Consider the following 22498-nt stretch of genomic DNA (forward strand, 5'->3'; position numbering starts at 1 on the left):
TCAGGAGGCTTCCATGCGACGAGTGGTCGTCACTGGCCTGGGCATCGTCTCCTGTCTTGGCAATGATCAGCACCAGGTGCTGGATTCGCTCAAGGCGGGGCGTTCGGGCATACGCTTCAAAGAAGAGTACGCCGAGCGCGGCTTTCGTAGCCACGTCGCCGGCGTGGTTGATATCGATCTGGATGCCTTGGTTGATCGCAAGCAGCGTCGCTTCATGGGCGATGCTGCGGCCTATTCCTATGTTTCCATGTTGCAAGCCATCGAGGATGCAGGACTGACACCGGAACAGGTGTCCAATGAGCGTAGCGGGCTGATCGCCGGCTCCGGCGGAGCCTCCAGCGCCAACCAGGTGGAAGCCGCCGACGTACTGCGCGACAAGGGACTGCGTCGCATCGGCCCCTACCGTGTCACCCGCACCATGGGCAGCACGGTTTCTGCCTGTCTGGCCACGCCGTTCAAGATCAAGGGTGTCAACTACTCGATCTCCTCGGCCTGCGCCACCTCAGTACATTGTATCGGGAATGCCGTAGAGCAAATCCAGATGGGCAAGCAGGATATCGTGTTTGCCGGTGGTGGCGAGGAGGAGCACTGGACGCTTTCCTGCCTGTTCGATGCCATGGGCGCCCTGAGCACGGGCTACAACGCCACTCCCGACAAGGCCTCCCGCCCCTATGACAAAGCGCGAGACGGCTTCGTCATTGCCGGCGGCGGGGGAATGCTGGTACTTGAGGAGTTGGAGCACGCCAAGGCTCGTGGTGCGAAAATCTATGCGGAAATCGTCGGCTACGGCGCCACCTCGGATGGCTACGATATGGTCGCGCCTTCCGGTGAAGGCGCCGTACGCTGTATGCGCCAGGCCATGGCGGGTATCGAGGGTGATATCGATTACATCAACACCCACGGCACGTCGACGCCGGTAGGGGATATTTCCGAACTTCGGGCGATACGCGAGATATTCGGCAACCAGACACCGGCCATGAGTTCGACCAAGTCGCTTACCGGGCATTCGCTGGGCGCCACCGGCGTACAGGAAGCCATTTACTCCCTGCTGATGATGGAACATGGCTTTATCACGGCGTCGGCGAATATCGATGAACTCGATGATCAAGCAGAGGGCTTTGATATCGTGCGCCAGCGACGCGACAACGTAACCATCGAACGGGTACTGACCAATAGTTTCGGCTTCGGCGGTACCAATGCTTGCCTGGTCATGCAACGGCTGAATGCCTGATCGAGGTATCGGTTGTTGAAATGCGAGGGGCGCCTTATCCGGGCGCCCCTTTTTATTCGTGCTATTCGTGTTCGTCTAGGTAGGTAGCTGTGATGCCGCCGCTTCGGTCATACGCTCAGGCCGAGGCACTTCCGAGATTAGCGCCAACTGTGTCTCGATCCACTCCTCGACCTTTACCAGCACCTCTTCAGGTGTCCGCCCTTCCGTTGCAATAGGCTCTCCTACTACCACCGACAAACGCCCGGGGTTCTTGACCCAATGCCGTCCTGGCCAGCGTTCACCCGCATTGTGTGCCACGGGCATCACCGGTACGCCGGCACGACAAGCGATGACCGCTCCGCTCTTGTTGTAACGCCGTCGCTGCCCTGGCTCGACTCGGGTGCCTTCGGGGAAGATCAGCACCGACAATCCCTCCTTGAGACGCTGTGGCCCTTGGGATAGCACCTGCTTCATGGCGCGGGCCGGCCGTGAGCGATCCAGGGCGATAGGGTGCAGCAGTCGCAGCGCCCAACCGAATAGCGGCAAACGCAAAAGCTCCTGCTTGAGCACGGTACACACCGGCGGCTTGAGTACCTGTAGGAAAAGGGTTTCCCATTCACACTGATGGTTGGCCAGAATCACCACCGGCCCTGTGGGCACATGCTCACGACCACGCACCTCATAGCGCACACCACAGGCGAATGCGAACCAGGCGACAATGAAATGATTGTAGAGGTTAAGCAGTTTGTAGCGCCCCTGCAGCGGCAAAATCGGGGTAATCGGCAGGCACACCAGGCCAAAGAACAGGATGGCCAGAAAATAGACCAGATAGAACACCAGACTGCGTAGCGTATTCATTCTGTTTCCCCTCGAACCTGGTAAGCTTGGCACCAGCTATCCAGCATGCGGCCCAGCTCGAGCCGCCATAGCTTTTGATGCACACCGAAGACTTCGAGCACGCGTTGGCAGTTGAGCACACGGCGCAGCGGCTGATCGTGATGATGATTGAGCGCCTTGAGTTCCCCCAACGCCACCTTCTCGCCCAATCCCTCAAGGCGTGTATCGAGTTGCGTGCGCACCGTCGACGTAAAGGTATAGGCACTGACGGGCTCGATACCCGCCAGGTGATAAGCCCCCCAAGCCGAAGAGTCACAGTTCAATTGGTGAAGTATACCAATCAATGCCATGGCCACGGCATCTGCCGAAATCGGACAAAAAACGATATCCTCCGCAACACTGACGCTCTTCCCTTGCAGAAGCTGTTCGATCAATTCGGTTAGCCAGGCACTGCTACCCTCGAGGGCAAACAGGGGGCCCAGCCGTACGATCAGATGCCTGGGCAAGCACTCGCGAATGAGATTACCGGTCGCAATCAGTCGACGCAGGCTTTCATCCCGAGGACGGGGAATGACATGTTCATCGATGGGCAGCTCTGCACCATCCTCGTAGAGCTGGTCCGAGACGCACCAGACCAAGGGAACATCGGCTTGACGACATAGTGCCAGGCAGTTTTCCACCGCTTCGGCATGAGCAGTCACCAGTGCTGGCGTCGCTACACTCGGGGACACCAAAGGCGGAATGATCAAGGCGTCTGGCGCCACTTCATCAAGTTGTTCGGACGTGAGCGTCAGCGCTTGTGCAATCACCAGATCGGTATCCGCGCGGCGACTGACCTTGCGTGCCAGCGCTAGACTCAGACAGTGCCCCGCATCAAGAATCAATAGCTTCACAGCGCTTCCTTTTCCACGAATGCAAGCTCGGCATCATGATGATATGGACCCTTGAACAATGATCGATGACAGACCGCTATCCAGAGACTTCTACGCGCGTCCGGCTCTGGAAGTCGCGCGCGACCTGCTGGGATGTCATATCGTGCACGCGACAGGCACTGAGCGACTGGTGGCACGCATTGTTGAAACCGAGGCCTACGGCGGAGCCCTGGACAGCGCCAGCCATGCCGCGCGAGGCCCGACACCCCGCAACACCCCCATGTTTGGCCCACCGGGATATGCGTATATCTACCTGATTTATGGCATTCATGACATGCTCAATCTGGTCACCGAATCCCCGGGCCAGGCGGGCGCCGTCTTGCTCAGAGCCATTGAACCGGTTTCAGGCGAGGCGTCGATGGTGGAACGACGGCGTGGCCGACGCGGTCGCGATCTGGCCAATGGCCCCGGCAAACTGACTCAAGCGATGGGCATTACCCTGGCCGAACTCAATCGTCACGATCTATGTCTGGGAGAACGTCTCTGGCTCGAGTCGGGAATGCCCGTTGAAGACCGCTTCATTATCGCCGGCCCTCGCATCGGCATCCCCTACGCCAATTACGAGGATCGGATCGCTCCGTGGCGACTGCGCTACCAGCCTGATTCACCAGAGTGAAAGGTCAGAAGGGGATTTCGTCGTCGAAATCGTCGAAACTGCCAGGATTGGGCGCGCCGTAGTTGTTGCCCTGCTGCCCCGCATTTCCCGAGCCGCCCTGAGCCGGAGGCTGTTGCGCAGGGCGCTGCCCCTGACCACCTTGCTGGCCACCGCCTTGAGGGGCATTGCCGTAGCCGCCCTGCTGGGAACCGTAATTACCTTGTGCCGATTGAGCATAATCGCCGCCGCCCTGACCGCCGCGAGAGTCGAGCATCTGCATATCGTTACCGACGATTTCGGTGCTATAGCGATCCTGGCCGTCCTGACCCTGCCATTTGCGGGTCTGCAGCCGCCCTTCGATATAGATGCGCGACCCTTTTTTGACATATTGCTGGGCGATCTCGGCCAATTTGCCGAACAGCACCACACTATGCCACTCGGTACGTTCCTGACGCTGTCCGCTCTGCTTGTCGGTCCAGTTGTCGGTGGTCGCGATACGCAGGTTGGCCACCGGATTACCGGAGGGTAAAAAACGCACATCGGGGTCTTGACCCAGATTGCCGATCAGGATGACCTTGTTTACACCCCTAGCCATAGTTAGACACCTTTCCCTTTACAAACTTAAGATTAAAAACCCAAGACAATCAACACTCTATATCCGAAATAACGATGATCAAGTCAGTGGCTGTCAGACAAGGTGGAGCGTCAAGGGACCGTCGTTTTTGCATGATTGCCAGATGATACACAAATGCACCAGACGGCGCGCCGTGAATACAGCGACGATTTTACGTGCAGGGCCGTTTCACAACTATCGGCCATCACAGTCATGCCTGAGTCACCCCCCTCCATGATCTTGCCGAGCACCGACGATTTGAGCCAATGCCTGTTTGTCGAGCCGCTGACGGTCCACCTTGAGATAAGCGACCCGCTCTTCGGGCACCACCAGTACGTCTTCGACCCCCGCCACGTCGGCAAAGCGTGCCATCAGGGTATCCAGGGCATCGCCCTGATGCGCTGGGTCCAGCGCCACTACCTCACTGGACAGATGGCGAGGCGCCGGCATCTTCCAGATGACCGCCAGCCACACCAGGGCAAGCCCGGCAGCCCCGAAAAACACGGCATCGTAACCGAAACGCTGGGCTAAGGCGCCACCCAGCACACCGCCTAGAAAGGCTCCCAGGAACTGGCTAGTGGAATACACGCCCATGGCGGTACCCTTGGCCCCTGCCGGTGCCAACTTGCTGATCATCGAGGGCAGTGTTGCCTCGAGCAGGTTGAAGGCAACGAAAAAGGCCCACAGCAGAACGACGAGCACCCATCGCTGCTGGCCCCATTCGCCTAACAACAACAACACGACCGCCATGCTGGCCACGGCGCCGATGAAGGTGATGCGCATTCTCCGGCGCTTTTCGGCGACGATCACCAAGGGCACCATGCCGAGGAAAGCTAAGGCCATCACCCCCAGATAGACCCAACCCTGTTGACTTGCCTCGATGCCGACATCGACCAATCTAAAGGGGACCGCGACAAAGGCAGCCATCAGGATCAGATGCAAGGCGAAGATCGAAAAATCCAGACGCAGCAGGTCGCTTCGGGTCAAGGTATCGCGCAACTGGTTGCGATCTAGTCCCACGTCGCGATGACGTGCGCGCCTTGGCGCCGCCGGGACCAGCTGCCATAACACCAGCAGACTCAGTAAGGCCAGTGTTGCGGTAAACCAGAAAACGCCCGTGAGGCCGAAGGAGGCTGCGATCAACGGGCCAAGCACCATGGCGACGGCAAAGGCTACACCGATCGACAAACCGATGGTGGCCATCGCTGCGGTACGGATTTCTTCCCGGGTCTGATCGGCAAGAAGCGCCATGATGGCACCGGCCACTGCACCGCTGCCCTGTAGACAGCGCCCAACGATTACTCCTTGGATGGTGGTCGCCTCGGCAGCGACAATACTACCCAACGCGAAAAGCAGCAGCCCGGCAGCGATCACCACCTTGCGTCCGATGCGATCGGACAGTAATCCGAAGGGTATCTGCAGCACGGCCTGGGTCAATCCATAGATGCCCAGGGCCAAACCGACCAAAAAGGGCGTGGCACCGGCCAGGTCATCGGCGTATAGCGCCAGTACCGGCAACACCATGAACAGCCCGAGCATGCGCGTGGCATACAGGCCGGCTAGACCGGTGATGGCGCGGCGCTCGGTGGAAAGCAGACGGATAGTCATGAGCGAGTCACATACTGAATGAAAGGCGAAGCGCCAGGCAGGTAGACATGGCGATGAAATAGCCCAGCGGTGAGTCATGTATTCTACCGGCACCACAACCATCAGGAAAAGCATGACATCGTTTTGCCGCCCCTCCGGCAGGAGGCGTATAATCGAGCTTTTGCGCTGCCGAGGTGATAATGGATAGGATCCAGGTCAGGGGTGCCCGCACTCACAACCTCAAGAACATTGACGTTGAATTGCCGCGCGACAAGTTGATCGTGGTCACCGGGCTCTCCGGCTCCGGCAAATCCTCGCTGGCTTTCGATACCCTTTATGCCGAAGGACAAAGGCGTTACGTCGAGTCGCTCTCCACCTATGCTCGTCAGTTCCTGTCGATGATGGAGAAACCCGATGTCGATCACATCGAAGGCCTGTCACCGGCCATTTCCATCGAACAGAAGTCTACCTCTCATAACCCACGCTCAACCGTCGGCACAATCACCGAGATCTACGATTATCTGCGCTTGCTGTTCGCTCGCGCCGGCACACCGCGCTGCCCCGAACATGGCACCGACCTGGAAGCCCAGACCGTTTCCCAGATGGTCGATCAGGTTCTCACCCTACCTCGGGGAAGCAAACTGATGCTTCTGGCGCCGGTGGTCAAGGGACGCAAGGGCGAGCATCTGCAACTGATCAGCGAACTTCGCGCCCAGGGCTTCGTGCGCGCCATGGTCGACGGCCAAGTGCTGGAGCTCGACGACATCGCACCGCTGGAAAAGAACAAGAAACACGACATCAGCGTGGTGGTGGATCGCATCAAGGTGCGCGAGGATCTGCAGCAGCGCCTGGCGGAGTCCTTCGAGACCGCCCTCAACCTGGCCGATGGTACCGCCATCGTGCATTTCATGGACGGTGAACAGGAAGACATCGCCTTCTCGGCACGCTTTGCCTGCCCCATCTGTGGCTATTCCATCGCCGAACTCGAACCGAGAATGTTCTCTTTCAACAACCCGGCGGGCGCCTGCCCAACTTGCGATGGACTCGGTGTACAGCAGTATTTCGACGCCGACAAACTGATCGGTCATCCCGAACTATCCCTGGCCGAGGGCGTCATCAAGGGGTGGGACCGCCGCAGCGTTTACTACTTCAGTCAGCTGCAGGCCGTGGCCCAGCATTATCGCTTCCAGCTGGAAACCCCCTGGACGGAACTCGCCCGCCATGAGCGCGAGATTCTGCTCCACGGCAGCGGCGACGATGCCATTGCCTTCAGCTATGTCAACGATCGTGGCCGCAAGGTGACACGCGAACATCCCTTCGAGGGGGTGCTGCCCAACATGCAGCGCCGCTACCACGAGACCGAATCGAGCATGGTGCGCGAGGACCTGGCCAAGTACCTGGCCGTTCAGCCCTGCCCGACCTGTCATGGCAGCCGCTTGCGCAAGGAAGCACGCCACGTTTTCGTCGACGATCGCACCCTGCCCCAGATCGTGCGCCTGCCGATCGGTGAAGCTCTGCACTACTTCAAGGCCTTGGAACTGCCCGGGCGCAAGGGTGAAATCGCGGTCAAGATCATCAATGAGATTCATGCCCGCCTGGAGTTTCTGGTCAATGTCGGCCTGGATTATCTCAATCTTGAGCGTAGCGCCGACACGCTCTCGGGTGGCGAGGCCCAGCGTATTCGCCTCGCCAGCCAGATCGGTGCCGGCCTGGTGGGCGTCATGTACATCCTCGATGAACCCTCCATCGGGCTGCATCAGCGTGACAATGATCGGCTGCTCAGGACACTCATTCATCTACGCGACCTGGGCAATACGGTGATCGTCGTCGAGCATGATGAAGAGGCCATCCGTGCCGCCGATCATGTGCTGGATATTGGCCCCGGTGCGGGCGTTCATGGGGGCAACATCGTGGCCCAGGGCACGCCCCAGGATATCGAGCGCTGCGACGCATCCCTCACCGGTCAGTATCTCGTCGGCTCACGGCGTATCGAGATACCGCCCCATCGCATCCCGCGCAATCCGGAGAAAGTGCTGCGCCTGACCGGCGCCAGCGGCAATAACCTGCAGGAGGTCACCCTAGAGCTTCCTCTGGGCATGCTCGTCTGCGTGACCGGGGTGTCCGGCTCCGGCAAGTCGACGCTGATCAACTCGACCCTGATGCCGATTGCCGCCAGCGAACTGAACCGTGCCACCACGCTGACACCCGCGCCCTACAAGAAGATCGAAGGACTCGATCAACTCGACAAGATCATCGACATCGACCAGAGCCCCATTGGCCGTACACCGCGCTCCAATCCAGCCACCTATACCGGCATCTTCACGCCAATTCGCGAGCTATTCTCCGGCACCCAGGAAGCACGCTCCCGGGGCTACAAGCCGGGGCGCTTTTCATTCAACGTCAAGGGTGGGCGTTGTGAAGCCTGCCAGGGCGAGGGCATGATCAAGGTAGAGATGCACTTCCTGCCGGATATCTATGTGCCCTGCGATGTCTGCAAGGGTAAGCGTTATAACCGGGAAACCCTCGAGGTCAAATACAAGGACAAGAATATTCACGAAGTGCTGGAAATGACCGTAGAAGAAGCACTGGAGTTCTTCAGCCCGGTACCGGCAATTGCTCGGCGCTTACAGACATTGATGGACGTCGGGCTTTCCTACGTGCGACTGGGACAAAGTGCCACGACCCTGTCCGGGGGCGAAGCACAGCGAGTCAAACTAGCCCGGGAGCTGGCAAAGCGTGATACCGGCAAGACGCTGTATATCCTCGATGAGCCCACCACCGGCCTGCATTTCGAGGACATCCGCCAGCTCTTGACGGTGCTCCACCGGCTCCGCGACCACGGCAACACCATCGTGGTCATCGAGCATAATCTTGATGTCATCAAGACCGCGGACTGGCTGACCGACCTGGGCCCCGAGGGCGGCTCCGGGGGCGGACGGATCATCGCCGAAGGCACACCGGAACAGGTCGCTGAAGTAGAGGCGTCTCATACCGGTCGCTTTCTCAAGCCGCTGCTGGCCCGCCACAAGGCAAAGAGTAAAAAGCCCGGTAAGACCGTCGTATCGAGCAACGCTTGATACTCCATTCCGCTCCCAGGCCGATAAATACCCCGGCTCTGGGGCCTATTCGCTCAGGCACTTTTCAATGCCAAAGTAATCCAGGCCATAAAAAACCGGCCCTGATGGACCGGTTTGGATACTGCGGGTGTCGTCAGACCTAAAAGCCTGACGACATTACTCTTCGCCAGCAGCCTCGTCGGCAACTGGGCGATCAACGAGTTCGACGTAAGCCATGGGGGCATTGTCGCCGGTACGAAAACCGCACTTGAGCACACGCACATAACCACCGGGGCGGTTAGCATAACGCGGGCCCAGCTCATTGAAGAGCTTGCCAACCGCTTCCTTGGAAAGGGTGCGGCTGAAGGCAAGACGCCGATTGGCGACGCTGTCTTGCTTGGACAAGGTGATCAGCGGCTCGATATGACGACGCAGCTCCTTGGCCTTGGGCAGGGTAGTCTTGATGACCTCGTGCTCGACCAGCGAGACACACATGTTCTTGAACATGGCCTGGCGGTGCGAGCTGGTACGATTCAGATGACGACCACTCTTACGATGACGCATGGTTGCAATTCCTTACCAAACGGGGACTCGAGTCGACGCTCACGCGGAAGCCTTGTCGTCCTTTAAGCTAGAAGGCGGCCAGTTCTCCAGCCGCATGCCAAGTGACAAGCCGCGCGCTGCCAACACGTCCTTGATTTCATTCAGGGACTTCTTGCCGAGATTCGGCGTCTTCAACAGCTCCACCTCGGTACGCTGAATCAGATCGCCGATGTAATAGATATTCTCGGCCTTGAGACAGTTGGCACTGCGAACCGTCAGCTCGAGATCATCCACGGGGCGTAGCAGAATGGGATCGACATGATCCTCTTCTTCTTCGCTCTCCTGCTCCTTATCGGCTTCAAGATCGACGAATGCACCCAATTGCTCTTGGAGAATCGTGGCGCTACGCCGAATCGCCTCTTCAGGATCCAAAGTGCCGTCGGTCTCGAGATCGATGACCAGCTTGTCGAGATCGGTGCGCTGCTCGACACGTGCGGCTTCAACGGAGTAGGAAACGCGACGAACGGGGCTGAAGGTTGCATCCAGTTGCAAGCGACCGATGGTGCGCGCTTCGTCGTCGGCTTCGGCACGCACGTCGGCAGGCTCATAGCCACGACCGCGCGCGATCTTGAGCTGCATCTTGATCTCGGCACCTTCGTTGACATGGGCAATGATGTGCTCCGGATTGACGATATCCACATCGTGATCGGTGGCAATATCGCCAGCGGTCACGACGCAAGGGCCCTGCTTGTTCAACGACAGCATGGCCTCGTCGCGACTGTGCATCTTGATCGCTACATCCTTGAGATTCAGGAGGATCTCGATGACGTCTTCCTGAACCCCGTCGATCGCGCTGTACTCATGATCGACACCGGCAATTTCAACTTCCACCACGGCACATCCGGGCATGGAAGACAATAGAATGCGACGCAGGGCATTGCCCAGAGTGTGACCGAAACCACGCTCGAAGGGTTCGAGCACGATTTTGGCGTGGTGCGCATTGATCTCTTCGACCTTGATATCGCGAGGACGAAGAAATTCTGTCACTGAACGCTGCATATGAACACCTTTCAGGCTGCCAAACGGATACTCGGTACTCGGTTGCCGGACCTGATATTGTCAGGTCCGGCTTCACACATAAAACAGGTGGGTTTACTTCGAGTACAGCTCGACGATCAGGTTTTCGTTGATGTCGGCAGACAAGTCGCCGCGTTCCGGGACAGCCTTGAAAGTGCCTTCCATCTTCTTGGAGTCGACATCGATCCAGGTCACATCGCCGCGCTGGCCAGCCAGCTGCAGGGCGTGCTGAATACGTGCCTGATTCTTCGACTTCTCGCGAACGGCGACAACGTCTCCGGGCCTGACCTGGTAGGAGGCTACGTTGACACGCTTGCCATTCACGGTGATCGCCTTGTGGCTGACCAGCTGACGCGCTTCTGAGCGTGTCGAACCGAAGCCCATGCGATAGACGACATTGTCCAGCCGGGATTCGAGCAACTGAAGCAACAACTCACCGGTCGCGCCCTTCAAGCGGGCGGCTTCCTTGTAGTAGTTGCGGAACTGCTTCTCGAGTACGCCATAGATACGGCGCACCTTCTGCTTCTCGCGAAGCTGCAAGCCGTAGTCGGAAAGACGCTGACGGCGCTGGCCATGCACACCCGGAATCTGTTCGGATTTGCACTTCTTCTCGAAGGGAGTGACACCGCTCTTCAAAAAGAGATCGGTACCCTCACGACGAGACAATTTGCACTTCGGTCCAATATAACGTGCCATGAGTCTCTCTCCTTAAACGCGGCGTTTCTTCGGCGGACGGCAGCCGTTGTGGGGAACGGGCGTCGCGTCGGTGATGCTTTGCACGCGAAAACCGGCGGCATTCAATGCGCGCACGGCAGACTCACGGCCAGGACCGGGGCCCTTGACCAGTACGTCGACGTTTTTCACACCATACTCGGCTGCAGCGGTCGCTGCACGTTCGCTTGCCACTTGAGCAGCGAACGGGGTGCTCTTGCGAGAACCACGAAAACCCGAACCACCGGAAGTCGCCCATGAAAGAGCGTTCCCCTGGCGGTCTGTGATCGTCACGATCGTGTTGTTAAAAGAGGCGTGGATATGCGCGATGGCATCCACCACCTGCTTTTTAACCTTCTTACGGTTACTGCGCGGGTTAGCCATGTTGATGTTTCTTCCTGTCTAAACGCCAGAACGTGCGTGTTATTTGCGAATCGGCTTACGCGGACCCTTGCGGGTACGCGCATTGGTCTTGGTGCGCTGTCCACGCAACGGAAGACCACGGCGATGACGCAGACCACGATAGCAACCCAGGTCCATGAGACGCTTGATATTCAGCGTGACATCACGGCGAAGGTCGCCTTCAACGGTATATTTGCCGACTTCGGACCGCAGGGTATCCAGCTCTTCAGCGGATAGCTCCTGGATCTTGCTGGTCGGCGCTATGCCGGCTGCTGCACAGACTGCTTGTGCACGCGTGCGGCCAATCCCGAAGATGTAGGTCAGCGAGATCGCCGCATGCTTGTTGTCCGGGATATTGACGCCTGCTATACGGGCCATCAGCTTACTCCGAAATTTATGAAAAACCGCTTGAATGGCTGCACGGGCGAATCGCTGCGTTGTGCGGTGCTCGAAATCCTCACCTATCTTTCATAGGCTTCGGTTTTTGCGCTCCGTACGCCTTGCGCTTCACACCGCTCGCCGATTCAATCGGCGTTTTCTGAGCGGCTTGCTCGATTTATCGTCTACAAAAGGCGCAATAGCGTACCCTTTTGCTCCTCAAAGAGCAAGAGGGCATGCCTGCCTGCACCCGCTTTAAATCAGCGCGGTATGTTAACCCTGACGCTGTTTGTGCCGTGGCTCGATGCAAATGACGCGAACTGCGCCATTACGCCGAATGATCTTGCAATTGCGGCACATTTTCTTGACGGAAGCTCGAACTTTCATCGTTCTCTCCATTACACGGTGGTGTGCGCCTCAGCGCATCAAACCGCCGCTACCGTAGCCTTTCAGATTAGACTTCTTCATCACCGACTCGTACTGATGCGACATCAGGTGAGACTGCACTTGCGCCATGAAATCCATGATCACCACCACCACGATCAGCAAGGAGGTGCCGCCAAAGAAGAATGGCACCTGCCAGGCCACGATCAGGAATTGAGGCATCAGAGAAACCGCGGTGATATAAAGGGCACCGAACAAGGTCAGGCGTGTCATGACCTTGTCGATATAGCGAGCAGTCTGCTCACCTGGACGTATACCCGGCAAGAAAGCACCCGACTTCTTGAGGTTGTCGGCCACATCCTTGGGATTGAAGACCAGCGCTGTGTAAAAGAAGCAGAAGAATACCACTGCCGCAGCGAAAAGCAAGATGTACAACGGCTGCCCTGGGCCCAATGACTGCGATGCCGCCTGCAGCCATTCGAAGCCTTCTGCAGAACCAACCCACTGACCGATCGAGGCCGGGAACAGCAGAATACTCGAAGCGAAGATCGCCGGAATAACGCCTGCCATATTGACCTTGAGCGGCAGGTAGCTGCTCTGACCTGCATACATCTTGTTGCCAACCTGGCGACGAGGATAGTTCACCGTAATACGGCGCTGACCGCGCTCGATGAATACCACGAAGGCCACGGTAGCGATCGCCAATGCCGTTAATGCCAGCAAGGGCAGAACGTTCCAGGCGCCATCGTTGCGCGCCAGCTCGAAGGACTGCCCGATAGCACCAGGGAGCCCCGCGACGATACCCGCGAAGATGAGCAATGAAATACCATTGCCGATACCCTTCTCGGTAATCTGCTCGCCCAGCCACATCAGAAATACCGCACCGGCCACGAACGAGACGATCGCGGTGAAGTAGAAGCTGAAGTCACTGGTATAGGTTACACCCTGCCCAACCAGACCGACTGCCATGCCGGTCGCCTGGATCAGCGCCAGTACGACGGTGCCGTAGCGGGTATACTGGCTGATCTTGCGACGCCCGGCCTCACCTTCCTTCTTCAGCTGTTCCAGCTGGGGTGAGGTTGCTGTTAGAAGCTGCATGATGATCGACGCAGAGATGTAGGGCATGATACCCAATGCGAGAATACTCATGCGCTCCAGCGCACCCCCCGAGAACATGTTGAACAGGCTCAGGATAGTGCCCTGGTTTTCTCTAAACAGCGCAGCAAGCTGATCAGGATTGATGCCCGGGACGGGAATGTGAGCACCAATGCGGTACACCACGATGGCAATGAACACGAAGCGCAGTCGCGCCCAGAGCTCACTCAACCCGCTACCCATTGCTGGCATGTTTCCTGATTTAGCCATTTAGTCCTCGACCTTGCCGCCGGCGGCTTCGATGGCGGCCCGGGCACCCTTCGTGACCCTGAGACCACGAACGGTAACCGCCCTGTTCAATTCGCCAGAGAGGATGACCTTCGCATACTGGGTAGCATCCTTGAGCACATTGGCTTTCTTCAATGCAGCCAGATCGGCGATATCACCGTCGACCTTACCGAGTTCGGCTAGACGCACCTCTTCCGAGACCATGGACTTGGCAGAGGTAAAGCCGTACTTCGGCAGACGCCGCTGCAGTGGCATCTGACCACCCTCGAAACCGGGCTTGACGCTACCGCCGGAACGAGACTTCAGGCCTTTATGACCACGACCACCGGTCTTACCAAGGCCGGAGCCGATGCCACGACCCACACGCTTAGCGGCATGCTTGGAACCCGGTGCCGGGCTCAGGCTATTGAGTTTCATGGATTATTCTCCCTCAACACGCACAAGGTAATTAACCTTGTTGACCATGCCGCGCACGGCAGGGGTGTCTTCCAACTCGACTGTATGACCGATACGACGCAGCCCAAGCCCTTTCATGGTGGCCTTGTGCTTTTCCAATACGCCGATGGTGCTACGAATCTGAGTCACTTTGATCGAAACTGCCATGATTGCCTTACCCCGCGATCTCTTCAACGGACAAGCCACGTTTGGCGGCAATGTCTTCCGGAGCTTGCATGGCGGAAAGACCATTGATGGTCGCCCGCACCACGTTCACCGGGTTGGTGGAACCGTAACACTTGGCCAGGACGTCATGGACGCCCGCCAGTTCGAGCACGGAGCGCATGGCACCGCCGGCAATGATCCCGGTACCCTCGGAAGCCGGCTGCATATATACCTTGGAGGCACCGTGACGAGCCTTGACCGGATATTGCAGCGTGTGGCCGCTGAGGCTGACCTTGATCATGTTGCGACGGGCCTGATCCATGGCCTTCTGGATCGCCACCGGCACTTCCCGCGCCTTGCCACGACCGAAACCCACACGACCATTGCCATCGCCAACGACAGTCAAGGCAGTGAAGCCGAAAATACGGCCACCCTTGACTACCTTGGCGACGCGGTTGACCTGCACGAGTTTCTCTTGCAGATCGCCGCTTTGCTGTTCGTTCTTCGCCATCGTAAAACCCTTTAGAATTCCAGGCCGCCTTCGCGAGCGGCGTCGGCCAGGGCCTTGACCCGACCGTGGTACTTGAACCCGGCGCGATCGAAGGCAACTTGTTTGATGCCCGCTTCCTTGGCGCGTTCGGCAATCAATGCACCCACCTTGGCGGCAGCATCCGCATTGCCAGTGCCTCCTTCACGCAGGGACTTGTCCAGCGTGGAAGCGCTGGCCAACACCTTGTCACCTTGCGGCGAGATGATCTGCGCGTAGATATGACGCGGGGTACGGTTGACACACAGGCGGTACACGCCCAGCTCGCGGATCTTGGCGCGAGCGCGGCGGGCACGACGGAGACGAGATTCTTTCTTCGCGTTCATAACCCTGCCTTACTTCTTCTTGGCTTCTTTGCGGCGGACCTGCTCGTCGCCATACCGAATACCCTTGCCTTTATAAGGCTCAGGTGGACGGAAGGCTCGGATTTCCGCGGCGACCTGACCGAGTTGCTGCTTGTCCGCGCTCTTAAGCACGATGACGGTGTTCTTCGGCGTTTCCACCGTAACACCCTCGGGCAGCGTGTACTCGATCGGGTGAGAGAAGCCCAATGTCAGGTTTAGCGTCTTGCCACTTGCCTGGGCACGGTAGCCGACGCCATTGATTTCGAGAGACTTGGTAAAGCCCTCGGAAGCACCGGTGACCATATTCTGGACCAGTGCGCGGGTAGTACCAGCCATCGCCCAGCTCTTGGCTTGTGCACTGGGCTTGAAGGTCAACTGGCTGTCTTCCTGACCGATCTCCACATCGGGATGAACGGTCATACCAAGCGTGCCCTGGCTACCCTTGACGGTCAGCTGATCGCCGTCGAGCTTGGCCTCGACGCCGTTGGGCAATTTAACCGGATACTTGGCTACGCGGGACATTCGTCACTCCTAGAATACGGTGCAGATGACTTCGCCACCGACCCCGGCATGACGTGCCGCACGATCGGTCATCACGCCTTGCGAGGTGGATACGATCGCGACACCTAGGCCATCCGCGACCTTCGGCAGCTCGCCCTTGCCCTTGTAGATGCGCAGGGACGGCTTGGAAACTCGCTGGATATGCTCGATGACCGGCTTACCCTCGAAATACTTGAGGGTGACGGACAACTCGGGCTTGGTACCTTCAGCGACAGCGAAGTCGTTGATATAGCCCTCTTCCTTCAGCACACGGGCCACTTCGACCTTGAGCTTGGAAGACGGCATGTTGACCGCCTCCTTGGTGGCCATTTGCGCATTGCGGATACGAGTGAACATATCCGCCAGCGTATCTTGCATACTCATTACGTTACGCTCCTGATTCTCGACGTGGCGTTACCAACTGGACTTCTTGAGCCCAGGAACATCGCCACGCATCGCGGCTTCGCGCAGCTTGTTGCGGCCCAGCCCGAACTTGTTGTAGAAGCCGTGAGGACGACCCGTGATACGGCACCGATTAGTGCGACGTACCGGGCTAGAATCCCGCGGCAACGACTGCAGCTTGAGCTGAGCGTCGAAGCGCTCTTCATCAGAAGCGTTGACGTCGTGAATGATGGCCTTGAGCTCTGCACGTTTGGCGGCATATTTGTCGACCAGCTTCGCGCGCTTGAGCTCACGCTCGATCATGCTTTTCTTTGCCATGATGCTACCCTTATTTCTTGAACGGGAAGTTCAGCGCGCTCAGCAGAGCACGACCTTCTTCATCGCTGGTGGCAGTGGTGGTGATCGTCACATCCAACCCACGAATCCGATCGATTTTATCATACTCGAGCTCGGGGAAGATGATCTGCTCACGCACACCCATGGAGTAGTTGCCACGCCCATCGAAGGACTTCGGGTTGAGACCACGAAAATCCCGCACGCGAGGAATCGCGATGTTCACCAGACGATCAAGGAAATCCCACATGCGCTCACGGCGCAGCGTCACCTTGATCCCGATCGGCCAGCCTTCACGGACCTTAAAGCCCGCGATGGACTTGCGCGCCTTGGTGACTACCGGCTTCTGACCGGAGAGTTTTTCCATGTCAGCGACGGCATTGTCGATCAGCTTCTTGTCGCTGGTCGCCTCGCCGATGCCCATGTTCAGGGTCACCTTGGTGATTCGCGGCACCTGCATGACATTGGCATAGCTGAACTGCTCTCTGAGTCCTGCCATTACTTCGTTTTGATAACGTTCTTTCAAGTTCGCCATTTTGCTACCCGACTCGCGTTAGGCGTCGATCTGCTTCTGCGTCGACTTGTAGATACGTACCTTGGTACCGTCTTCCGACATCTGGAAGCCGACGCGATCCGCTTTGCCGGTCTCCGAATTGAAGATGGCCACGTTGGACGCGTGAATCGGAGCCTCGCGCTCGACGATACCCCCCTGGTTGCCCGCCATGGGGTTGGGCTTGGTGTGACGCTTGATCATGTTCACACCGGACACGACATAGCGGCTGTTCTGAAGAACCCGCTTGATCGTGCCACGCTTGCCCTTGTCCTTGCCGGCAATGACGATCACTTCATCGTCACGTTTGATCTTTTGCATATCCGCCTCGCTCCTTACAGCACTTCAGGCGCCAAGGAAATGATCTTCATGAACTTCTCAGTCCGCAGTTCACGAGTTACCGGTCCGAAGATACGGGTGCCGATCGGCTGTTCGTTGGTGTTGTTCAACAGAACTGCCGCATTTCCGTCGAAGCGAATCAGCGACCCGTCGGGACGACGGACGCCGCTCCGGGTACGGACCACCACTGCCTTCATGACCTGGCCTTTCTTGACCTTGCCACGCGGAATGGCTTCCTTCACCGTCACCTTGATGACGTCACCGACACGGGCGTAACGACGGTGGGAACCGCCCAGCACCTTGATGCATTGCACCCGGCGCGCACCGCTGTTGTCGGCGACATCCAGCATTGTCTGAGTCTGAATCATCGGTTTTCTCCAAACCTAATCTGGCTGCACTGATTACGAAAAACCTGGCCGAACTCAGCCCCGGGCCTGTTCGACCACCTCAACCAGTGTCCAGGACTTTTTCTTCGACAGCGGGCGGCACTCCTCGATGGAAACCGTATCGCCCTGCTTCGCCTGGTTCGCCTCATCATGGGCGTGCAGCTTGGTGGAGCGCTTCACGTATTTGCCATAGATCGGATGACGCTCGCGGCGCTCGATCATTACGACGATGGACTTATCCATCTTGTCGCTCACCACCTTGCCGGTGAGCGTACGGGCTTTCTTTTCTTCGGCCATCTCAGTTACCTGCCTTCTCGTTGAGCACCGTCTTCACGCGGGCGATATCCCGGCGCACCTGCTTGAGCAGATGGGTCTGGCTCAATTGGCCGGTAGCCTTCTGCATGCGCAGATTGAACTGCTCGCGGAGGAGTTCGAAAAGCTGCTCCTGCAGTGCGTCGGCCGACTTTTCGCGAATTTCCTGAGCTTTCATCACATCACCGTCCGTTTCACAAAGGTGGTGGAGACGGGCATCTTGCGCGCCGCAAGAGTAAACGCTTCCCGCGCCAACTCTTCGGAAACGCCCTCGATTTCATAGAGCACTCTGCCAGGCTGAATCTGTGCGACCCAGTACTCGACGGAGCCCTTACCCTTACCCATCCGGACTTCCAACGGCTTCTCTGTGATCGGCTTGTCCGGGAAAACGCGAATCCAGATCTTCCCGCCACGCTTGACGTGACGAGTGATGGCGCGACGACCCGCCTCGATCTGGCGCGCAGTAATACGCCCGCGGCCAGTCGCCTTAAGGCCGTACTCGCCGAAGCTCACCTTGCTTCCGCGATGTGCCAGACCGCGATTGCGGCCTTTCATCACCTTGCGGAATTTCATGCGCTTGGGTTGCAACATCGACTACATCTCCCCTTACTTGGAACCTTTCTTCTTGGGTGCGGGCTGGCTTTGCGGCTGCTTCTGCTTGGCACGCACCTCTTCGATGCCCCCGAGGATTTCACCCTTGAAGATCCACACCTTGACGCCGATGACGCCGTAGGTGGTGTGTGCTTCGTAGGTGGCGTAATCGATATCCGCGCGCAGGGTGTGCAGTGGTACACGTCCTTCGCGATACCATTCGGTACGCGCGATTTCCGCACCGCCGAGACGACCGGACAACTGGATCTTGATACCACCGGCGCCAAGACGCATGGCGTTTTGTACCGCGCGCTTCATGGCACGCCGGAACATCACACGACGCTCGAGCTGACCAGCCACGTTCTGAGCGACCAGAACCGCATCGAGCTCCGGCTTGCGCACTTCCTCGATGTTGACGTGCACCGGCACGCCCATCATCTCGGCTACCTCGCGACGCAGGCGATCGACATCTTCGCCTTTCTTGCCGATCACGATGCCCGGACGAGCAGTGTGAATGGTAATACGAGCATTGTTCGCAGGGCGCTCGATGGCGATACGGCTCACGGAGGCGTTCTTGAGACGCTGCTCCAGGAAACGACGCACCTCGAGATCATTGTTCAACTTGTCGGCATAAGCACCGCGCTCGGCATACCAGACCGACGTGTGGTCCTTGACGATGCCCAGCCGAATGCCTGTCGGATTTACTTTCTGACCCATGTGGTCGACTCCTACTTCTCGGCTACCTTGACGGTGATATGGCAAGTGCGCTTCAGGATACGATCCGCGCGGCCCTTGGCACGCGGCTGGATGCGCTTGAGCGTCATGCCCTCATCGACACAGATAGTCGAGACACGCAGCTCATCGATGTCCATGCCGTTATTTTCTTCCGCGTTTGCGATGGCGGACTGAAGCGTTTTCTTGACCAGCTTGGCCGCCTTCTTCGGTGAGAAGGTCAGCAGGTCGAGTGCTTCGGCGACCGGTCTACCGCGTACCAGATCAGCCACCAAACGGGCCTTCTGGGCGGATAAACGAGCGCCACGCAGCTTAGCTGTGACTTCCATCTCTCAATCCTCTCTGGCTTACCGTTTGGCTTTCTTGTCCGCCGCATGACCGCGATAAGTGCGGGTGGCAGCGAATTCGCCCAGCTTGTGGCCAACCATTTCCTCGGAGACATGCACCGGGACATGCTGGCGTCCGTTATGGACGGCAATGGTGAGCCCGACCATGTTGGGCAGGATCATGGAACGACGCGACCAGGTCTTGATCGGTTTACGGTCGTTCTTTTCCACTGCAGTCTCAACCTTCTTCAGCAGATGAAGGTCAATGAAAGGACCTTTCTTCAGTGAACGTGGCACAGCCGTTACCTCTTGATATCTAAACTTTTAATCTCAGCTCCGGGGCTTACGACGGCGGATGATGAGCTTGTCGGTGCGCTTGTTCTTGCGGGTCTTATGCCCCTTGGTGGGAATACCCCAAGGAGACACCGGATGGCGACCACCGCTGGTGCGACCTTCACCACCACCATGCGGGTGATCCACCGGGTTCATGGCGACACCGCGAACGGTTGGACGCACACCACGCCAGCGTTTGGCACCGGCCTTGCCCAATTGACGCAGGCTGTGCTCCGAGTTACTCACTTCACCGAGGGTCGCACGACATTCGGCCAGTATCTTGCGCATTTCACCGGAGCGCAGACGCACAGTAGCGTAGTTGCCTTCTCGCGCGACCAACTGAGCGCTGGTTCCGGCACTTCGAGCGATCTGCGCACCTTTACCGGGCTTGAGCTCAATACAATGCACGGTCGAACCCACCGGGATGTTACGCAGCGGAAGGGCATTGCCTCTCTTGATCGCTGCATTGACTCCGGATTCGAGCACATCGCCAGCACTTACGCCCTTGGGCGCGATGACATAACGACGCTCGCCGTCCCGGTATTTCAGCAGCGCGATGTGGGCGCTGCGGTTCGGGTCGTATTCAAGGCGCTCGACAACGGCGGGAATGCCGTCCTTGGTGCGCTTGAAGTCGACCAGACGATAGTGATGACGATGACCACCCCCCACATGACGGGTGGTGATGCGTCCATGATTATTGCGTCCGCCAGACTTGGACTGCTTCTCCAACAAGGCGGCATGCGGCCGGCCCCTATGGAGCTCGTCGCTGACAACCTTGACCAGGTGGCGACGACCGGCGGATGTGGGTTTGGTCTTAACTACTGCCATGATCCTTGCTCCTGCCTTATTCGACGCCAGAGAAGTCTTCGAGGGTCTCACCCGCAGCCAACGTCACATAGGCCTTGCGATACCCCTTGCGCAAGCCGATGCCGTGTGCGGTGCGCTTGGTCTTGCCCTTCATGTTCAAGACCTGTACGCGATCAACTTTTTTACCAAAAAGCACTTCGACTGCCTTTTTGATCTCAGGCTTGGTCGCGTCCTGAGCCACCTTGAACACGTACTGGTTGTTCTCGGCGGCGAAAGCGGCCTTCTCGGTCATGTGTGGCCCGAGCAGAACCTTGAATACGCGCTCCTGGTTCATGCCAACTTCTCCTCGAATTTGCGCAGAGCGGAGACCGTGACCAGCACCTTGTCGAAGGCGACCAGGCTCACCGGATCAGCAGCGGCGACATTGACCACGTCCACGTTAGGAATATTGCGTGCGGCCAGATAGAGCTTCTCATCGATCTCTTCGGTCACTATCAGGACTTTTTCCAGATCGAGCTCCTTGAGCTTGCCGACCAACTGCTTTGTCTTGGGCGACTCGACGGCGAACTCCTCGACAGCCACCAGACGATCCTGACGCACCAACTCGGACAGAATTGACTGCATTGCCGCACGGTACATCTTGCGGTTGACCTTCTGGGTGTAGTCCTGAGGACGCGCCGCAAAGGTCACGCCGCCGCTGCGCCAGATCGGTGAGCGGATGGTGCCGGCGCGAGCACGGCCAGTCCCCTTCTGACGCCATGGCTTCTTGCCACCGCCACGGACATCGGAGCGATTCTTCTGAGCACGCGTACCCTGACGACCTGCCGCCAAATAGGCAGTCACGACTTGATGCACCAGCGCTTCATTGAACTCTCTGTCAAAGGTGGCGTCAGCTAGTTCGACGGTGCCGGCGCTAGCACCTGCAAGATTGAGATTCATTGATACTTACCCCTCAGCGAGCTTTGACAGCACGACGAACGATCACATCGCCACCCGGCGCGCCCGGTACGGCGCCCTTGACCAGCAGCAGATTTCGTTCGGTATCGACACGGACGACTTCCAGGCTCTGAACAGTGACGCGCTCGTTACCGAGCTGACCAGCCATTTTTTTACCCTTAAAGACGCGGCCAGGAGTCTGGCACATGCCGATAGAACCCGGCGCACGATGCGACAGGGAGTTACCGTGGGTCATGTCTTGGGTACGGAAGTTCCAGCGCTTGACGGCGCCCTGGAAGCCCTTGCCTTTTGAGGTGCCGGTCACATCAATCTTTTGACCAGCTTCGAAGAGGGATACAGTGAATTCGCTGCCCACCTCAGGATTGTCATCGCCTTCGTCGAGACGAAATTCCATGAGCGAGCGACCAGCCTCGATACCTGCCTTGGCGTATTGGCCAGCGGCCGCCTTGGTCAGATGCTTGGCTTTGCGGGAACCGGTTGTGACCTGCACCGCGCGATAGCCGTCGGTCTCGACGGTCTTGACCTGCGTCACGCGGTTGGGCTCAACCTCGATAACGGTTACGGGCACAGAAGCGCCTTCTTCGGTAAAGATGCGGGTCATGCCGCTCTTCTTACCGACCAAACCGATAGTCATGTTCAGTCTCCTTTAGTGTACGGGGCTATCACCCGCTATGGCTGCCCTTTCCAGAGC

Annotated in this window: 34 protein-coding genes; 3 read left to right on the top strand and 31 right to left on the bottom strand. The window is 58.2% G+C overall.

Annotation, left to right across the window (positions count from 1 at the left end):
• Positions 1-13: 13 nt before the first annotated feature.
• Positions 14-1231: a beta-ketoacyl-ACP synthase I gene (gene fabB, locus ACPF7Z_RS13055; protein WP_425193689.1), complete on the top strand. Its 1218-nt coding sequence runs from the start codon at positions 14-16 to the stop codon at positions 1229-1231.
• Positions 1232-1306: 75 nt separating this feature from the next.
• Here the strand turns inward: fabB and ACPF7Z_RS13060 are convergent, their stop codons facing one another.
• Both ACPF7Z_RS13060 and ACPF7Z_RS13065 read right to left on the bottom strand, forming a co-directional pair.
• On the bottom strand, positions 1307-2068 hold the full coding sequence (locus ACPF7Z_RS13060; RefSeq protein ID WP_425193690.1) for a lysophospholipid acyltransferase family protein: 762 nt from the start codon (positions 2066-2068) through the stop codon (positions 1307-1309).
• Positions 2065-2940 carry a sugar nucleotide-binding protein gene (locus ACPF7Z_RS13065; protein ID WP_425193691.1) on the bottom strand — a complete coding sequence of 292 codons (876 nt, stop codon included), beginning with the start codon at positions 2938-2940 and terminating at the stop codon, positions 2065-2067. The genes ACPF7Z_RS13060 and ACPF7Z_RS13065 overlap by 4 nt, the downstream gene beginning before the upstream one ends.
• Before the next feature lie 58 nt (positions 2941-2998).
• Here ACPF7Z_RS13065 and ACPF7Z_RS13070 point away from each other — a divergent pair, with 58 nt between their 5' ends.
• Entirely contained in the window at positions 2999-3595 is a 597-nt protein-coding gene (locus ACPF7Z_RS13070) for a DNA-3-methyladenine glycosylase (protein ID WP_425193692.1), read from the top strand.
• Between the two features lie 4 nt (positions 3596-3599).
• Here ACPF7Z_RS13070 and ssb read toward each other — a convergent pair whose 3' ends face one another.
• Both ssb and ACPF7Z_RS13080 read right to left on the bottom strand, forming a co-directional pair.
• Positions 3600-4169: a single-stranded DNA-binding protein gene (gene ssb, locus ACPF7Z_RS13075; protein WP_425193693.1), complete on the bottom strand. Its 570-nt coding sequence runs from the start codon at positions 4167-4169 to the stop codon at positions 3600-3602.
• A gap of 240 nt (positions 4170-4409) precedes the next feature.
• Positions 4410-5795, bottom strand: a complete 1386-nt coding sequence (locus tag ACPF7Z_RS13080) for an MFS transporter (RefSeq protein ID WP_425193694.1) — start codon at positions 5793-5795, stop codon at positions 4410-4412.
• Positions 5796-5974: 179 nt separating this feature from the next.
• On the opposite strand from ACPF7Z_RS13080, the gene uvrA reads away from it, so the two are divergent.
• Positions 5975-8851 (top strand): excinuclease ABC subunit UvrA, encoded by a 2877-nt coding sequence (gene uvrA, locus ACPF7Z_RS13085; RefSeq protein ID WP_425193695.1) that lies wholly within the window; start codon positions 5975-5977, stop codon positions 8849-8851.
• Positions 8852-9007: 156 nt separating this feature from the next.
• On the opposite strand, the gene rplQ is transcribed toward uvrA, so the two are convergent.
• The 27 genes from rplQ to rplC form a co-directional block, all read right to left on the bottom strand.
• Positions 9008-9394 (bottom strand): 50S ribosomal protein L17, encoded by a 387-nt coding sequence (rplQ, locus tag ACPF7Z_RS13090; RefSeq protein ID WP_425193696.1) that lies wholly within the window; start codon positions 9392-9394, stop codon positions 9008-9010.
• A gap of 39 nt (positions 9395-9433) precedes the next feature.
• Positions 9434-10432 carry a DNA-directed RNA polymerase subunit alpha gene (locus tag ACPF7Z_RS13095; RefSeq protein ID WP_425193697.1) on the bottom strand — a complete coding sequence of 333 codons (999 nt, stop codon included), beginning with the start codon at positions 10430-10432 and terminating at the stop codon, positions 9434-9436.
• A 93-nt stretch (positions 10433-10525) separates the two neighbouring features.
• Positions 10526-11146 carry a 30S ribosomal protein S4 gene (gene rpsD, locus ACPF7Z_RS13100; RefSeq protein WP_425193698.1) on the bottom strand — a complete coding sequence of 207 codons (621 nt, stop codon included), beginning with the start codon at positions 11144-11146 and terminating at the stop codon, positions 10526-10528.
• A 12-nt stretch (positions 11147-11158) separates the two neighbouring features.
• Complete coding sequence (gene rpsK, locus ACPF7Z_RS13105) at positions 11159-11545, bottom strand: 30S ribosomal protein S11 (protein WP_048306656.1); 387 nt, start codon at positions 11543-11545, stop codon at positions 11159-11161.
• Between the two features lie 39 nt (positions 11546-11584).
• On the bottom strand, positions 11585-11941 hold the full coding sequence (gene rpsM, locus ACPF7Z_RS13110) for a 30S ribosomal protein S13 (RefSeq protein WP_048306692.1): 357 nt from the start codon (positions 11939-11941) through the stop codon (positions 11585-11587).
• A 273-nt stretch (positions 11942-12214) separates the two neighbouring features.
• Positions 12215-12328, bottom strand: coding sequence for a 50S ribosomal protein L36 (rpmJ, locus tag ACPF7Z_RS13115; protein WP_009099023.1), 114 nt, complete (start codon positions 12326-12328; stop codon positions 12215-12217).
• A gap of 30 nt (positions 12329-12358) precedes the next feature.
• The gene (gene secY / locus ACPF7Z_RS13120) at positions 12359-13690 is read right to left on the bottom strand and encodes a preprotein translocase subunit SecY (protein ID WP_425193699.1); all 1332 of its coding nucleotides are present in this window, start codon (positions 13688-13690) and stop codon (positions 12359-12361) included.
• Positions 13691-14125 carry a 50S ribosomal protein L15 gene (gene rplO, locus ACPF7Z_RS13125; protein WP_425193700.1) on the bottom strand — a complete coding sequence of 145 codons (435 nt, stop codon included), beginning with the start codon at positions 14123-14125 and terminating at the stop codon, positions 13691-13693. It lies immediately after the preceding gene.
• 3 nt (positions 14126-14128) lie between these two features.
• The gene (rpmD, locus tag ACPF7Z_RS13130) at positions 14129-14311 is read right to left on the bottom strand and encodes a 50S ribosomal protein L30 (RefSeq protein WP_425193701.1); all 183 of its coding nucleotides are present in this window, start codon (positions 14309-14311) and stop codon (positions 14129-14131) included.
• A 7-nt stretch (positions 14312-14318) separates the two neighbouring features.
• The gene (rpsE, locus tag ACPF7Z_RS13135; protein ID WP_425193702.1) at positions 14319-14819 is read right to left on the bottom strand and encodes a 30S ribosomal protein S5; all 501 of its coding nucleotides are present in this window, start codon (positions 14817-14819) and stop codon (positions 14319-14321) included.
• Between the two features lie 11 nt (positions 14820-14830).
• A complete protein-coding gene (gene rplR, locus ACPF7Z_RS13140) occupies positions 14831-15181 on the bottom strand; it encodes a 50S ribosomal protein L18 (protein ID WP_425193703.1) in 351 nt (116 codons plus the stop codon).
• 9 nt (positions 15182-15190) lie between these two features.
• Positions 15191-15721 carry a 50S ribosomal protein L6 gene (rplF, locus tag ACPF7Z_RS13145; RefSeq protein WP_425193704.1) on the bottom strand — a complete coding sequence of 177 codons (531 nt, stop codon included), beginning with the start codon at positions 15719-15721 and terminating at the stop codon, positions 15191-15193.
• A gap of 9 nt (positions 15722-15730) precedes the next feature.
• The gene (gene rpsH, locus ACPF7Z_RS13150; RefSeq protein WP_425193705.1) at positions 15731-16123 is read right to left on the bottom strand and encodes a 30S ribosomal protein S8; all 393 of its coding nucleotides are present in this window, start codon (positions 16121-16123) and stop codon (positions 15731-15733) included.
• A 30-nt stretch (positions 16124-16153) separates the two neighbouring features.
• The gene (gene rpsN / locus ACPF7Z_RS13155; RefSeq protein ID WP_425193706.1) at positions 16154-16459 is read right to left on the bottom strand and encodes a 30S ribosomal protein S14; all 306 of its coding nucleotides are present in this window, start codon (positions 16457-16459) and stop codon (positions 16154-16156) included.
• A 10-nt stretch (positions 16460-16469) separates the two neighbouring features.
• Positions 16470-17009 carry a 50S ribosomal protein L5 gene (rplE, locus tag ACPF7Z_RS13160; protein ID WP_425193707.1) on the bottom strand — a complete coding sequence of 180 codons (540 nt, stop codon included), beginning with the start codon at positions 17007-17009 and terminating at the stop codon, positions 16470-16472.
• An 18-nt stretch (positions 17010-17027) separates the two neighbouring features.
• Positions 17028-17345 carry a 50S ribosomal protein L24 gene (gene rplX, locus ACPF7Z_RS13165; protein ID WP_425193708.1) on the bottom strand — a complete coding sequence of 106 codons (318 nt, stop codon included), beginning with the start codon at positions 17343-17345 and terminating at the stop codon, positions 17028-17030.
• Between the two features lie 14 nt (positions 17346-17359).
• Positions 17360-17731, bottom strand: a complete 372-nt coding sequence (gene rplN, locus ACPF7Z_RS13170; protein ID WP_425193709.1) for a 50S ribosomal protein L14 — start codon at positions 17729-17731, stop codon at positions 17360-17362.
• Between the two features lie 54 nt (positions 17732-17785).
• Positions 17786-18046, bottom strand: a complete 261-nt coding sequence (rpsQ, locus tag ACPF7Z_RS13175) for a 30S ribosomal protein S17 (protein ID WP_425193710.1) — start codon at positions 18044-18046, stop codon at positions 17786-17788.
• Between the two features lies 1 nt (position 18047).
• The gene (rpmC, locus tag ACPF7Z_RS13180; protein WP_048306669.1) at positions 18048-18239 is read right to left on the bottom strand and encodes a 50S ribosomal protein L29; all 192 of its coding nucleotides are present in this window, start codon (positions 18237-18239) and stop codon (positions 18048-18050) included.
• On the bottom strand, positions 18239-18652 hold the full coding sequence (gene rplP, locus ACPF7Z_RS13185) for a 50S ribosomal protein L16 (RefSeq protein ID WP_425193711.1): 414 nt from the start codon (positions 18650-18652) through the stop codon (positions 18239-18241). Before rplP ends, rpmC begins: the two co-directional genes overlap by 1 nt.
• Positions 18653-18667: 15 nt before the next feature.
• Positions 18668-19369, bottom strand: coding sequence for a 30S ribosomal protein S3 (rpsC, locus tag ACPF7Z_RS13190; protein WP_425193712.1), 702 nt, complete (start codon positions 19367-19369; stop codon positions 18668-18670).
• Between the two features lie 11 nt (positions 19370-19380).
• Positions 19381-19713, bottom strand: a complete 333-nt coding sequence (gene rplV / locus ACPF7Z_RS13195; protein WP_048306672.1) for a 50S ribosomal protein L22 — start codon at positions 19711-19713, stop codon at positions 19381-19383.
• An 18-nt stretch (positions 19714-19731) separates the two neighbouring features.
• Positions 19732-20007 carry a 30S ribosomal protein S19 gene (rpsS, locus tag ACPF7Z_RS13200; protein WP_072824351.1) on the bottom strand — a complete coding sequence of 92 codons (276 nt, stop codon included), beginning with the start codon at positions 20005-20007 and terminating at the stop codon, positions 19732-19734.
• 33 nt (positions 20008-20040) lie between these two features.
• Positions 20041-20871 carry a 50S ribosomal protein L2 gene (gene rplB / locus ACPF7Z_RS13205; RefSeq protein WP_425193713.1) on the bottom strand — a complete coding sequence of 277 codons (831 nt, stop codon included), beginning with the start codon at positions 20869-20871 and terminating at the stop codon, positions 20041-20043.
• A gap of 16 nt (positions 20872-20887) precedes the next feature.
• On the bottom strand, positions 20888-21184 hold the full coding sequence (rplW, locus tag ACPF7Z_RS13210; protein ID WP_425193714.1) for a 50S ribosomal protein L23: 297 nt from the start codon (positions 21182-21184) through the stop codon (positions 20888-20890).
• Positions 21181-21789 (bottom strand): 50S ribosomal protein L4, encoded by a 609-nt coding sequence (rplD, locus tag ACPF7Z_RS13215; protein WP_425193715.1) that lies wholly within the window; start codon positions 21787-21789, stop codon positions 21181-21183. Before rplD ends, rplW begins: the two co-directional genes overlap by 4 nt.
• 13 nt (positions 21790-21802) lie before the next feature.
• Positions 21803-22441 carry a 50S ribosomal protein L3 gene (gene rplC, locus ACPF7Z_RS13220; protein WP_425193716.1) on the bottom strand — a complete coding sequence of 213 codons (639 nt, stop codon included), beginning with the start codon at positions 22439-22441 and terminating at the stop codon, positions 21803-21805.
• Between the last annotated feature and the right edge of the window lie 57 nt (positions 22442-22498).

This window comes from Halomonas sp. GXIMD04776 (genome assembly GCF_049808615.1).
Taxonomy (GTDB): Bacteria; Pseudomonadota; Gammaproteobacteria; order Pseudomonadales; family Halomonadaceae; genus Modicisalibacter.

Bases quoted from the DNA above. Each gene is read 5' to 3' on its own strand.
- rplQ (WP_425193696.1), bottom strand. From the start codon at position 9,394: ATGCGTCATCGTAAGAGTGGTCGTCATCTGAATCGTACCAGCTCGCAC.
- rpsM (WP_048306692.1), bottom strand. From the start codon at position 11,941: ATGGCCCGTATAGCAGGCGTCAATATCCCGGACAACAAGCATGCGGCG.
- rplO (WP_425193700.1), bottom strand. From the start codon at position 14,125: ATGAAACTCAATAGCCTGAGCCCGGCACCGGGTTCCAAGCATGCCGCT.
- rplP (WP_425193711.1), bottom strand. From the start codon at position 18,652: ATGTTGCAACCCAAGCGCATGAAATTCCGCAAGGTGATGAAAGGCCGC.
- rplD (WP_425193715.1), bottom strand. From the start codon at position 21,789: ATGAATCTCAATCTTGCAGGTGCTAGCGCCGGCACCGTCGAACTAGCT.
- rplF (WP_425193704.1), bottom strand. From the start codon at position 15,721: ATGTCCCGCGTAGCCAAGTATCCGGTTAAATTGCCCAACGGCGTCGAG.
- secY (WP_425193699.1), bottom strand. From the start codon at position 13,690: ATGGCTAAATCAGGAAACATGCCAGCAATGGGTAGCGGGTTGAGTGAG.
- rplV (WP_048306672.1), bottom strand. From the start codon at position 19,713: ATGGAAGTCACAGCTAAGCTGCGTGGCGCTCGTTTATCCGCCCAGAAG.
- rplN (WP_425193709.1), bottom strand. From the start codon at position 17,731: ATGATTCAGACTCAGACAATGCTGGATGTCGCCGACAACAGCGGTGCG.
- rplX (WP_425193708.1), bottom strand. From the start codon at position 17,345: ATGCAAAAGATCAAACGTGACGATGAAGTGATCGTCATTGCCGGCAAG.
- rpsK (WP_048306656.1), bottom strand. From the start codon at position 11,545: ATGGCTAACCCGCGCAGTAACCGTAAGAAGGTTAAAAAGCAGGTGGTG.
- rpsD (WP_425193698.1), bottom strand. From the start codon at position 11,146: ATGGCACGTTATATTGGACCGAAGTGCAAATTGTCTCGTCGTGAGGGT.
- rplR (WP_425193703.1), bottom strand. From the start codon at position 15,181: ATGAACGCGAAGAAAGAATCTCGTCTCCGTCGTGCCCGCCGCGCTCGC.
- rpmD (WP_425193701.1), bottom strand. From the start codon at position 14,311: ATGGCAGTTTCGATCAAAGTGACTCAGATTCGTAGCACCATCGGCGTA.
- rpsH (WP_425193705.1), bottom strand. From the start codon at position 16,123: ATGAGTATGCAAGATACGCTGGCGGATATGTTCACTCGTATCCGCAAT.
- ssb (WP_425193693.1), bottom strand. From the start codon at position 4,169: ATGGCTAGGGGTGTAAACAAGGTCATCCTGATCGGCAATCTGGGTCAA.
- rpsQ (WP_425193710.1), bottom strand. From the start codon at position 18,046: ATGGCCGAAGAAAAGAAAGCCCGTACGCTCACCGGCAAGGTGGTGAGC.
- rplE (WP_425193707.1), bottom strand. From the start codon at position 17,009: ATGGCGAACTTGAAAGAACGTTATCAAAACGAAGTAATGGCAGGACTC.
- rpmJ (WP_009099023.1), bottom strand. From the start codon at position 12,328: ATGAAAGTTCGAGCTTCCGTCAAGAAAATGTGCCGCAATTGCAAGATC.
- ACPF7Z_RS13080 (WP_425193694.1), bottom strand. From the start codon at position 5,795: ATGACTATCCGTCTGCTTTCCACCGAGCGCCGCGCCATCACCGGTCTA.
- rplC (WP_425193716.1), bottom strand. From the start codon at position 22,441: ATGACTATCGGTTTGGTCGGTAAGAAGAGCGGCATGACCCGCATCTTT.
- ACPF7Z_RS13095 (WP_425193697.1), bottom strand. From the start codon at position 10,432: ATGCAGCGTTCAGTGACAGAATTTCTTCGTCCTCGCGATATCAAGGTC.
- ACPF7Z_RS13070 (WP_425193692.1), top strand. From the start codon at position 2,999: ATGATCGATGACAGACCGCTATCCAGAGACTTCTACGCGCGTCCGGCT.
- rpmC (WP_048306669.1), bottom strand. From the start codon at position 18,239: ATGAAAGCTCAGGAAATTCGCGAAAAGTCGGCCGACGCACTGCAGGAG.
- rpsN (WP_425193706.1), bottom strand. From the start codon at position 16,459: ATGGCAAAGAAAAGCATGATCGAGCGTGAGCTCAAGCGCGCGAAGCTG.
- rplB (WP_425193713.1), bottom strand. From the start codon at position 20,871: ATGGCAGTAGTTAAGACCAAACCCACATCCGCCGGTCGTCGCCACCTG.
- ACPF7Z_RS13060 (WP_425193690.1), bottom strand. From the start codon at position 2,068: ATGAATACGCTACGCAGTCTGGTGTTCTATCTGGTCTATTTTCTGGCC.
- rpsE (WP_425193702.1), bottom strand. From the start codon at position 14,819: ATGGCGAAGAACGAACAGCAAAGCGGCGATCTGCAAGAGAAACTCGTG.
- rplW (WP_425193714.1), bottom strand. From the start codon at position 21,184: ATGAACCAGGAGCGCGTATTCAAGGTTCTGCTCGGGCCACACATGACC.
- fabB (WP_425193689.1), top strand. From the start codon at position 14: ATGCGACGAGTGGTCGTCACTGGCCTGGGCATCGTCTCCTGTCTTGGC.
- rpsC (WP_425193712.1), bottom strand. From the start codon at position 19,369: ATGGGTCAGAAAGTAAATCCGACAGGCATTCGGCTGGGCATCGTCAAG.
- uvrA (WP_425193695.1), top strand. From the start codon at position 5,975: ATGGATAGGATCCAGGTCAGGGGTGCCCGCACTCACAACCTCAAGAAC.